This is a genomic window from Prosthecobacter sp., from assembly GCF_029946185.1.
Classification (GTDB): Bacteria; Verrucomicrobiota; Verrucomicrobiia; order Verrucomicrobiales; family Verrucomicrobiaceae; genus Prosthecobacter.
The window spans coordinates 1-10,104 of record NZ_JAQSEA010000311.1 but is presented as its reverse complement, the minus strand read 5'-3'; the positions used below and the strand labels follow the sequence as shown (position 1 = coordinate 10,104).

11 protein-coding genes are annotated in these 10,104 nt (G+C 58.2%); 5 read left to right on the top strand and 6 right to left on the bottom strand.

The features are described from left to right. From PSV43_RS25830 to argC, 4 genes are all read right to left on the bottom strand, one after another. The coding region (locus PSV43_RS25830) for an aminotransferase class III-fold pyridoxal phosphate-dependent enzyme (RefSeq protein ID WP_300204649.1) at nucleotides 1–843 on the bottom strand (843 nt) is incomplete at its 3' end. Between the two features lie 7 nt (nucleotides 844–850). After that, entirely contained in the window at nucleotides 851–1,708 is an 858-nt protein-coding gene (gene argB, locus PSV43_RS25825; RefSeq protein ID WP_300204646.1) for an acetylglutamate kinase, read from the bottom strand. A gap of 27 nt (nucleotides 1,709–1,735) precedes the next feature. Further along, nucleotides 1,736–3,022 (bottom strand): bifunctional glutamate N-acetyltransferase/amino-acid acetyltransferase ArgJ, encoded by a 1,287-nt coding sequence (gene argJ / locus PSV43_RS25820; RefSeq protein WP_300204643.1) that lies wholly within the window; start codon nucleotides 3,020–3,022, stop codon nucleotides 1,736–1,738. A 1-nt stretch (nucleotide 3,023) separates the two neighbouring features. Further along, complete coding sequence (gene argC, locus PSV43_RS25815) at nucleotides 3,024–4,073, bottom strand: N-acetyl-gamma-glutamyl-phosphate reductase (protein WP_300204639.1); 1,050 nt, start codon at nucleotides 4,071–4,073, stop codon at nucleotides 3,024–3,026. Nucleotides 4,074–4,203: 130 nt separating this feature from the next. Here argC and PSV43_RS25810 point away from each other — a divergent pair, with 130 nt between their 5' ends. From PSV43_RS25810 to PSV43_RS25790, 5 genes are all read left to right on the top strand, one after another. Further along, nucleotides 4,204–5,868 carry an AAA family ATPase gene (locus PSV43_RS25810; RefSeq protein WP_300204636.1) on the top strand — a complete coding sequence of 555 codons (1,665 nt, stop codon included), beginning with the start codon at nucleotides 4,204–4,206 and terminating at the stop codon, nucleotides 5,866–5,868. A gap of 11 nt (nucleotides 5,869–5,879) precedes the next feature. Continuing rightward, the gene (locus tag PSV43_RS25805) at nucleotides 5,880–7,166 is read left to right on the top strand and encodes an adenylate/guanylate cyclase domain-containing protein (protein ID WP_300204634.1); all 1,287 of its coding nucleotides are present in this window, start codon (nucleotides 5,880–5,882) and stop codon (nucleotides 7,164–7,166) included. Between the two features lie 11 nt (nucleotides 7,167–7,177). Further along, nucleotides 7,178–7,786, top strand: a complete 609-nt coding sequence (recR, locus tag PSV43_RS25800) for a recombination mediator RecR (protein WP_300204631.1) — start codon at nucleotides 7,178–7,180, stop codon at nucleotides 7,784–7,786. 75 nt (nucleotides 7,787–7,861) lie between these two features. Continuing rightward, a complete protein-coding gene (locus tag PSV43_RS25795; protein WP_300204628.1) occupies nucleotides 7,862–8,557 on the top strand; it encodes an RDD family protein in 696 nt (231 codons plus the stop codon). A 13-nt stretch (nucleotides 8,558–8,570) separates the two neighbouring features. Further along, nucleotides 8,571–9,299: an RDD family protein gene (locus tag PSV43_RS25790; RefSeq protein ID WP_300204625.1), complete on the top strand. Its 729-nt coding sequence runs from the start codon at nucleotides 8,571–8,573 to the stop codon at nucleotides 9,297–9,299. Here PSV43_RS25790 and PSV43_RS25785 read toward each other — a convergent pair whose 3' ends face one another. Together PSV43_RS25785 and PSV43_RS25780 are read right to left on the bottom strand one after the other, a co-directional pair. Next, nucleotides 9,300–9,671 (bottom strand): metallopeptidase family protein, encoded by a 372-nt coding sequence (locus tag PSV43_RS25785; protein ID WP_300204622.1) that lies wholly within the window; start codon nucleotides 9,669–9,671, stop codon nucleotides 9,300–9,302. 6 nt (nucleotides 9,672–9,677) lie between these two features. Beyond that, nucleotides 9,678–10,104, bottom strand: a 427-nt coding sequence (locus tag PSV43_RS25780; protein ID WP_300204619.1) for a HEAT repeat domain-containing protein, incomplete at its 5' end; no start/stop codon positions are given.

Here is a 10,104-nt window from a genome sequence, read left to right as displayed (position 1 = left end):
CGTGCCAGGGCCGAGTGTCTTGCTCAGATCACGGCGATCATTGACCCAGAACGAGCCGAGGGGGAAGCCGCTGCCAATGGCTTTGGCCCAGCTGATGCCGTCGGGCTGGATTTCGTCGCCTGGAATGATGCTGCGCCAGCCGGCCATTTCGCCTGCACGGCCAAAGCCGCACTGCACTTCATCCAGCAGCAGGAGCAGATCTTTTTCGCGGCACAAACGCTGGGCGGCGCGGAGGAACTCGGGAGTGGCAGCGTTCACACCGCTCTCTCCCTGAATTGGCTCCATTAATATGGCGACCGTCTTGTCGGTGATCGCTGCTTCGAGTGCCGCGATGTCGTTGAAGGGGGAATAGACGAATCCGGGTGGGAGCGGGCCAAAGCCTCCGTGGATTTTCTCCTGAGCCGTCGCGGTCATGGCTCCGAAAGTGCGGCCATGGAAAGAGCCTGTGAAGCTGATGATCTCGTAGCGTCCGCCCGTCTGCTGGCCGTACTTTCGCGCCAGCTTGAGCAGGCCTTCATTGGCCTCAGCACCGCTGTTGCAGAAGAAGCATTTGCCGGCAATGCCGACGCATTCTTCAACGAGAATGCGCGCCAGTTCTGCCTGCTTGTCGATGCAGTACCAGTTTGAAACGTGGATGAGTGTGTTTGCCTGTTCCGTGAGCGCTTTCACCACCGTGGGCGGGCAGTGTCCGAGGGGGCACACGGCCACGCCGCCGGCGAAGTCGAGATATTTTTTTCCGTCACGATCCCAGACGTACGTGCCTTCGCCACGCACAGGCCACACATCGTAACGACCGTAGTTCGGCAGGACGAACTCCTGCATCAGTTGCTCACTCGTTCTCATCTCAGGGTTACAAATGGATTTCAGTGCCGATCCCGCCGTCGGTGAAGATTTCGAGAATCAGCGCATGCGGCAGGCGGCCGTCGATGAGATGCACTTTGCCCACGCCGCCGCGCAGAGAATCGAGCGATGAGTCCACCTTGGGAATCATGCCGCCGCTAATGATGCCATCTACTTTCAATTTGGTGATGGATGCCTCGTCGAGACTGGGAATCAGGGTGGTATCGTCCTTCGGATCACGCATCACGCCACGCACGTCGCTGAGGAAGATGAGTTTCGTGGCCTTGAGGCGCTTCGCCAGACCGCAAGCAGCGAGATCGGCATTCACGTTGAGCGTTTTGCCGGAGGCGAGTTCGCGGGCGACGGGAGAAACCACAGGGACGAATTCACCTGCTACGGCAGCTTGGATAAGACCGAGCTTGCAGTCGTTCACTTCGCCGACCCAGCCGAGATCGCCCTTCATCTTTTCACCAATGAAGACCTCTGTGCCGGGAACGCCCACGGCCTTGCCGCCAAACGCATTGATCTTGGTCACGATCTCCGGGTTGATCACACGGGCGAGTGTTTCTTCGACGATCTTGATCGTTTCGTCGTCGGTGACGCGCATGCCATTGATGAACTTGGCTTGCAGGCCGGACTCGGTCATGGCCTTGGAGATCGCCTTGCCGCCACCGTGAACGATGACGGGATTGATGCCCACGGCTTCGAGGAAGACGACGTCACGCAGAAAGGAGTCCACCTGCACGGGGTCTTCCATGGCACTGCCACCGACCTTGATCAAAAACGTGCAGCCGCGGAAGCTCTGCATGTAGGGCAGGGCTTCAAGAAGTACGGCGGATTTGGTGATTTGAGCGTCGAGAGGATTCATCGCGATGAATGTGACTGCGTGACCCGATCAAGCGAAGCCTTTTTGGCGTTTCGCATGAATGGCGGCGGAGTATTCCGAGCTGTTGAAATCAACGTATTCTTCGGACAGGTCGCTGGTGTAAACGGTGTAGCCGCTGGTGCCGAGATTGAGATCAATGGTGACGGTGAACTTTGGATCCTGGACGACCTTTTCCATTTCGGTGACAGGGGTCTTCGTGGCCAGCCCGCCTTTGCAGGCTTGCAGACCGCCGAAATAGATGTCGATGAGTTCTTCGCGAATGCGCGCGCCGGAATAACCGACGGCGTGAATGATGCGGCCCCAGTTTGGGTCGCAGCCATTGAAGGAACATTTTACCAGGAGGGATTTGGCGACGGTCTCGGCCACTTTGCGGGCGTCTGCCAGCGTGCGAGCATTGCGGACGCGGATTTCGACGAACTTGGTCACGCGCTCGCCGTCGCAGACGATCATCTTGGCGAGTTCGAGCATCACCTTGTGCAGTGCGCAGCGAAAGAGCTCCGCCTCGGGGGAGTTCTTTTTGATCGTTGGCACATCGGACTGGCCGTTGCTCATCACGATGACGGTGTCGTTCGTGCTGGTGTCGCCGTCGATGGTGATGCAGTTGAAGCTCTTTTCCACGGCGTAGCGCATGGAGCGATGGAGTTCATCCTTGCCGATCCTGACGTCGGTGGTGATGAAGCAGAGCATGGTGGCCATGTTTGGGCAGATCATGCCCGCGCCTTTGGCGATGCCGCCGATGCGGAAGCTGCCTTTGCCACAGGGCACATCGATCGCGAAAGTCTTGGGCCGCGTGTCACTCGTCATGATCGCGGTCATGGCGTCATCGGAACCGTCAGTCTTCAGCTTGGCCACGGCATCGGGCACTTTGACAATGACACGCTCAATGGGCATCGGCATGCCGATGATGCCGGTGGAGCAGACGAGTACCTGGCGCATTTTTACGCCGAGCTGTTCAGCGACGGCCTTGGTCATGGCCTTGGCATCATGGATGCCCTGGACGCCGGTGCAGGCGTTGGCGTTGCCGCTGTTGGCAATGATGGCGCGGGTGTCGCTCTCCTTGATGTGCTGCAGGCAGACGCGCACGCAGGCGGCGCGGACTTTGTTGGTCGTGAAGACTGCATCCGTCACGGTCGGTCCGTCGGAAACGATCAGCGCCAGATCGAGGCGGGTGGCGTCTGGATTCTTGATGCCGCAGGACACGGCGCTGGCGCGAAAGCCCTTGGCTGCAGTTACGCCGCCGTCGATGATTTTGAATGGAACGCGGCATTCGCGTTCTTCAGTGGCTTTGGGGGGCATATCAGATGTTCAGCAGGCCTGCGGTGGCCTCGAAGCCGCAGATGAGGTTCATGTTTTGCACGGCCTGGCCGGAGGCGCCTTTCCCGAGATTGTCTTCGGTGCTCATTAATATGAGCTGTCCGGCTCGGGCATCATAGGCCCAGCCGATGTCCACGAAATTGGTGCCGGTGACGTTTTTGGTGTCGGGAGACTGATTCACCCCGAGCAAACGCACGAAGGGGGCAGAACCGTAGGCCGAATGCAAGGCGGCGCTGATTTGTTCAATCGTCACGCCGGGCTGCAACTGCGCGAAGGTCGTTGTGCAGATGCCGGAATGGGTCGGCATGAGGTGCGGTACGAATGAGAGCTTCACTTCGCGGCCAGCGGCGAGGGCGAGCTCCTGGCCGATTTCGCTCAGGTGACGATGTAACGGTACGCTGTAGCTGCGTACGCTGTTTTGCACCTCGGAGAAGAGCAGGGAGATGCTTTCTTTGCGGCCAGCACCGCTGGCACCGCTCATGCTGGCCACGGCGAGCGGGGATTCCGCGAGCAGGCCTGCTTTGAGCAGCGGAATGAGTGGCAGGAGAATGCTGGTGGGATAGCAGCCGGGGCAGGCGATGAGGCGGGAGGTCTTGATTTGCTCCTCACGCACTTCCGGCAGCGCATAGACGGCTTCATCGAGCAATTCAGGCGCAGGGTGCGCGTGGCCGTAGAATTCTTCATACAGCGCCGGACTCCGGAGGCGGAAATCCGCGCTGAGGTCGATCACCTTGAGGCCGAGTTCGAGCAGCGGCTTGGCGTATTCGGCGGAAACTCCGTGCGGAAGCGCGAGAAAGGCGATCTCGGCACCGGAGGCTTTCAATGCGGCGGCGTCAGGCGCGGTGAATGTCAGCGAATTGGCCACACCGACGCTGCGGAAGCGTGGAAACTCCTTGGAGAGCGCTTTTCCAGCCAGGGACCGCGAGGTCACGGCCACCAGTTCCACATTTGGGTGTCGTAGCAGCAAGCGCAGCAGTTCAGCTCCAGAGTAACCACTGGCTCCAACGACGGCGACTTTGACGGGTGCTGACATAATGAGGGGGGGAGGAGTATGGAATATCACAAGGTCCGTGCAACCCTGAAAAAGAGCATTTCTTGCCGATGCAGAGCACGCATCGTGCCGCTTGTCAGCAGGCTTAGCCTAGCGCACTATCATTTTCCCCATGAGCGATCCCACGCCAGAACTCCCCGAGACCGAAAACCCCAAAGCGCCTGGTACTCCTGAGGAGATCACGCGCAAGCTGGAGGACTTCATCAAAAACACGCTGGGCGGCCAGGTGCTGTTCACCCGCGTCGAAGGTCCTGGCGGTCATTCCATGCCGGAAGGGGTGGAAAGACCGGTCGAAGAAGCCAAGCCTGACAATGGAAGGGCATTCGAGTTCAATTACCGCCCGGCAGACATCAAGGCGCACCTTGACCGGTTTGTGATCCGGCAGGACGAGGCTAAAAAAGTGCTAGCTACGGCGGTGTGTGATCACTACCACCACGCCCGGATGCTGCGCGATGATCGTGAGTCAAACTCGGGTGGTCCGAAGCTCGAGTTTTCGAAGCAGAATGTCATCATCATCGGCCCTACGGGGGTCGGGAAGACCTACCTCGTCAAACACATCGCGGATCTCATTGGCGTGCCGTTTGTGAAGGCAGATGCGACGAAATTCAGCGAAACCGGCTACGTCGGCGCGGATGTGGATGATCTGGTGCGCGATCTTGTGGCGAAAGCCAATGGCGACATCGAACTCGCGGAGCATGGCATCATTTATCTGGATGAAATCGACAAGCTCAGCAGCGGCCCCGAACGGCTGGGGCGCGACGTGAGCGGACGCGGAGTGCAGACCACCTTGCTGAAACTGATGGAGGAAACGGAAGTGGCCCTCTACGCACCGAATGACATACGCAGCCAGATGCAGATGATGTTTGACACCCGCAAGGGCCGCACGGGCCGCGAGGTGGTGAACACGCGCAACATTCTCTTCATTGTCAGCGGTGCGTTTGGCGGTCTGGAAAAGCTTATCGAAAAGCGCACGAACCGGAAATCCATCGGCTTTGTACCTTCGGACACCAAAACCACCGCAGCGGAGCATCTGTTCCGTGAAGCGCGGACCAAGGATTTCATCGACTATGGTTTCGAGGCTGAATTCATCGGTCGTCTGCCGGTGCGTGTGGTGTGTGATCCGCTGAGTGCGGACGACATGTTTCATATCATGAAAAACTCGGAAGGCAGCCTCATCCGCCAGTATGAGCGTGAGTTCGCGGCCTATGGGGTCAAGGCGGTCTTCAAAGACGATGCCCTGCGGGAGATTGCCAGCCGGGCAGAGGATGAAAAGACCGGCGCGCGGGGGCTCGTCACCGCTTGGGAGCGGGTGCTGCGTGATTTTAAATTTGAAATGCCCAGCCTCGGTCTGCCGGAATTGCAGGTCGATGGTGCGCTGGTCAAGGAGCCGGAACAAACGCTCGCCAAATGCCGTGCTGATGCCCTCAGCCAGTTTAGAGAACTCGGTGCAGCCCATGCCGGAGAGGTCAGGGCCTTTGCGGAGCGTTTCCAGCGCGAGAATGGCTTCATGCTCGACTTTGACAGTGAAGCCATCGCCGCAGTGGCCGCGCGGGCGCAGCGTGAAGGGCTGCATGTGGAGGCCATGTGCGCGAAGCTTTTCAAGGATTACCCTTTTGGACTCAAGCTCGTCACACGCAGCACGGGCGCGACGAGCTTTGTCATTACGCCAGAGGCGATTGGCAATCCGGACAAGTATGTCAGCGAACTCGTTGTTAAAGCCTGTCGCAACCAGCCGGAGCCGCCGGATTCCAACAACATCATCGACCTTGCCCCATGAAACTCCCGCCCATGAATCGTAATCATGTCGCCGCCATGTTCATTGGCGTGCTGGTCTGCATCCCGTTGCTGGCCTTGTATCAGTTTGGCTTTTTCAAGAGTACGGCTGACTGGTTTGCAGTCCTGTTTGGGCGCGCTTTCATTTTGCCGGCAGGCGGATTGAAGCGGGTCATTTTGCTGCAATACGGCTACTACACAGTCATGGCCTTCGTCAGCGCCTGGGTGTGCATCGAGATGCCCTCCCAGTGGCGGCGGTTTGCCTTCCTGCTCGGCGGCACATTTCTCACGGTCACTTTTGCCTGCATCATGGCCATGAGCGGCGTCTTGTTTGAGCCCATATCCGGATCACTGGCGCTGTGGTTCGCCGGCATCGCGGGTATTGCTGTTGGTGGTTCGGTGAATGGCTATCGCTGCCATGTCATGCGTGGCTATTTTGTCGGACGGCTCTCCACGCGCCAGTTTGAGGAACTCGTGGATCAAAACAACCCGGCGAAAATGACGGAGCGCCGTGAAATTACGGTGCTGACCTGCCGTGTGCTGAATCATGGAGAGCTGGCCTCGGGCATCGAGGCACCGCAGTTTGAAGAACTGGCGACGCATTTTCAGCGCAGCATTTCAGAATTTCTCATCGCGCGAGGAGCCTATCTCGATGATTGCAACGCCCGGCAGGTGCGCGTCTTCTTCGGATTCCCCCTGACCGATGAGGATCACGCCCGACATGCTGTTCAGGTGGCGGCGGTGCTGCGGACGCACCTTGCCACGCTGACCCGTGAGATCGAGCAGCGCTTTGGCAAGAAGGCGCAGATCGGCGTGGCATTCAGCACGGGACCGGCAGTCTGCGGTCTGTTTGGTGTCAGTCACTTTGAAAGTTTCAGTGCGGTGGGTGATGTGATCGATTTTGCCACGCAGCTCTGTGCCTTAAATGTGGAGTATGGCAGCAAGGTGCTTCTGAGCGCCAGGACGTATGCACTGGCGAAGGACAATGCCGAGGTGCGGCCGATGGAAATGGTCAGCACCGTGGGTTCCAGTCAGATGAGCGAGGTGTATGAACTGCTCGCTGAGAAGGGTGCGCTGCCGGAACCGGACATGCGCGCCCGCGACGCTTTCTGGCAGGGTGTGGTGCAGTATCGCAAAGGAAACCTGAAGCAGGCGCAGGAAAGCTTCAGCAGTGCGGCCATGGAGGGCCGTGAGGATGCACCGCTGAAGTACTTCATGGACCGCGTTGATCTGGCGTTGAAAGAAAAATCTTCGACAGCCAAAGAGACAACCAAACATTCGCGCAAACTTGCCACGACCTGAGTTTTTTTGCCGTGCGTATTGACTACCCACCTGCGATCCAGCGTCTCGTCGCCCAGCTAAAATCGCTGCCCGGCCTGGGGCCGCGCAGCGCGGAGCGGCTCATGATCTGGCTGCTGCAGAAGAGTGATGAGCGCATCCCGCTGCTTTCCAACGCGCTGCTGGACGCCAGTGAGCGCATCATACCCTGCGATGACTGCGGTTTCTTCATTGAAAGCGACAGCAACTGCCTGCTCTGCCATGATCCGCGCCGCCAGCAGCAGCAGCTTTGCGTGGTCGAGCAGGCTGCCGATGTGCTGCGCATGGAGCGGTCAGGTGCGTTTCAAGGATTGTACCACGTGCTGGGTGGCAGGCTTTCGCCGCTCGACAACGTGACTCCGGAAGACCTGCGGATGGAATCGCTGGTCAATCGGGTGCGCGATCTGCACACGGAAGAAGTCATCATCGCCCTGGGCTCCGATGTCGAAGGGGAAGCCACCGCGAGCTACATCGCCGACCTGCTGCGTCCTGCGGGCATTGCCGTCACCCGGCTGGCCCAAGGCATGCCTGCAGGGGGAGGACTTGATCACGTGGATGAACTCACGCTGTATCAGGCCCTGCATGGGCGGCGGAAGATGAGCTAGTGAAAAACAACTCTTCTGTCGGATGCTTTGCTAGACAACTTCAGCATGCTTCGAGAGAATGGCATTCATATCACTATGAGTTCTTATCAGATTGCACGCGATGGACAGGCTTTGGGCGAATTCGACGAATCCCAGATCCAAGAAGGACTGCAGACCGGCTATTTCCAGCCCACTGACTGGTGCTGGCGTGAAGGAATGAGCGAGTGGCAGGTGCTGGATGTGGTATTCCAACAAAGCAGTGCTCAACCTGCGCAACAGATGCCCAAGCCCATGTTGGCAACGGCTGTGAATCCTTATGCTGCGCCAAGGGCCAACCTTGTCGGCAGACTTCCGCAAACCACTTCTCGTGTGTACGTGGAAAAAGCTTCGGCAGGTTCGCGGCTGGCAGCCTACATTTTGGATCTCCTTGTGTTCTTTGCTTGTTTTCTGCCAGCAGGCTTGATGAGCGAGACGGCATTGGGAAAAAGTGACCTGATGCTTTATGTCTCCTTTGGTTTGTTCGGCATCATATGCATCACCAATTTGATTCTCATCGCCACTGACGGTCAAACGGTTGGGAAGAGGCTCATGGGCATTCGCATTGCTCAAATTGAGGATTCGACCAAGGCTGGTTTTATTCAGATTGTTTTCCTGAGAACGCTGCTAGGCAAGGGGGCGCTCGGCTTGATTCCGCTCTACAGCCTGGTGGACATTTTATTTATCTTCAGTGATGATGGGCGCTGCCTCCATGACAAAATCGGGGGCACTCATGTCGTTAAAGTATTGAGCTGATAGAATCTATTTTATGTCTTCATTTCACATTGCTCGAAATGGCCAGCAGCTTGGCGTTTTTTCCGAAGAGGAAATTTACTCAGGGGTCTCAATGGGGCGTTTCCTGGCAGATGATCTGTTTTGGGCTGAGGGCATGGCAGAATGGCAGAGCCTGAGCACGCGGTTCAGCGCACAAGTTGCACTGCCTGCCTTTTCGGCTGCTGCCAGCAGCTCTTCAGCGTTCAATCCCTATGCGGCTCCTCAGGCAAACATCGTCACGTCGGCGATGATGCCCAAGCTCGAACTCGCCTCGCGTGGATTGCGCCTGGGTGCGGCATGCCTCGACACCTTCATCATGCTGGTTGTGATGCTCGTGCCTATGATTCCGGGTTTCATCGCGATCGTACAGTCGGAAAACGCAGGAAAGCTGGAGAATGACTTCCCGGTTCACTCGCTGTATTGGTTTGGTGCGGCGTTTCTTGCTTCCTTGGGGCTACTGGTATGGAATGCCATTTGGCTGGCTCGGTATGGCCAGACGATTGCCAAGCGCATGCTCGGCATCCGTATCGTGTGCTTCCCCAGCGGGCTGCCTGCTGGCGCTGGCAAGGCGTTCTGGCTGCGCGCCGTGGTAAACTACCTCATCAACAGTTTTGTCCCTCTGTATGGCCTCGTTGACGCATGTTTCATCTTCCGGGAGGATCAGCGTTGTCTGCATGATCTGATCGCAGACACCACTGTCATCGTGGACAAGCCGGGCACCTGATCACTCCAGCCCGAGCGCCGCCACCTCGTCTTCATCCAGCCCGAGATAGTGGCCCAGTTCGTGGAGGAAGGTGATGCGGACTTCGTGGCGGTAGGTGGTGAGATCCCCAGCACACTCGTCCCAGAGGTTGTCAAGAAAGAGGCGGATGCGCGGCATTTCTTCAGGGGATTGAGGCAGGGGATCGCAGCGGGCGTTGCCTTCAAACAGGCCGAGAAGATCGGGATCAAGATCTTCATCAATGTCAACCAAGGCATCCATCTCGGTCAGCTCAATGCGGCAGTCCCCTGCCTCACTACGAATCTCTGTCGGCAATGAGAGCAGCGTGTCTTTGACGACCTTGGTGGCGATGGTGAGGAGGCGTGGGAATCGCATGGTTGGTTACTTGCCCGCCTTCTTTTCGGCGGCGACTGGTTGGGATTTTTTCTTCAGGGTTTCGAGTTCCTTCTCCTGCTGCTCAGCCTGCTTTTGCAGTTGCTGCACACGGTCCCAGAGTTTTTTCAAATCGGCGGGACTCTCCAGGCCTGCGCGGATGTCCTGCACGGATTTAGACGCCGCTTCGCGAACGGGGTCGATGCGATCATTGCCGCCGGCGAGAAGCGGTTCCAGCACGGCGAGCGCTTTGGGGTCCCGCAGCGTGCCGAGGGCCTTGGCACTGGCGATACGCCAGCTGGGGCGAGGGTCAGCAAGCTTGGCGGTGAGGAATTCACGCACGGCGTCGCGCTGCTCATTCGTGGGCCGGCGTGCGAGGAAGGCGACTGCATCGAATGCGGTCCCTGTATCGCGACCGCGAAGATCGTTGAGAGAC

What these genes read in the sequence shown, in the direction of transcription:
- argB (WP_300204646.1), bottom strand. Translation starts at nt 1,708, where the DNA reads ATGAATCCTCTCGACGCTCAAATCACCAAATCCGCCGTACTTCTTGAA.
- PSV43_RS25785 (WP_300204622.1), bottom strand. Translation starts at nt 9,671, where the DNA reads ATGCGATTCCCACGCCTCCTCACCATCGCCACCAAGGTCGTCAAAGAC.
- PSV43_RS25790 (WP_300204625.1), top strand. Translation starts at nt 8,571, where the DNA reads ATGTCTTCATTTCACATTGCTCGAAATGGCCAGCAGCTTGGCGTTTTT.
- PSV43_RS25810 (WP_300204636.1), top strand. Translation starts at nt 4,204, where the DNA reads ATGAGCGATCCCACGCCAGAACTCCCCGAGACCGAAAACCCCAAAGCG.
- argC (WP_300204639.1), bottom strand. Translation starts at nt 4,073, where the DNA reads ATGTCAGCACCCGTCAAAGTCGCCGTCGTTGGAGCCAGTGGTTACTCT.
- argJ (WP_300204643.1), bottom strand. Translation starts at nt 3,022, where the DNA reads ATGCCCCCCAAAGCCACTGAAGAACGCGAATGCCGCGTTCCATTCAAA.
- PSV43_RS25795 (WP_300204628.1), top strand. Translation starts at nt 7,862, where the DNA reads ATGAGTTCTTATCAGATTGCACGCGATGGACAGGCTTTGGGCGAATTC.
- PSV43_RS25805 (WP_300204634.1), top strand. Translation starts at nt 5,880, where the DNA reads ATGAATCGTAATCATGTCGCCGCCATGTTCATTGGCGTGCTGGTCTGC.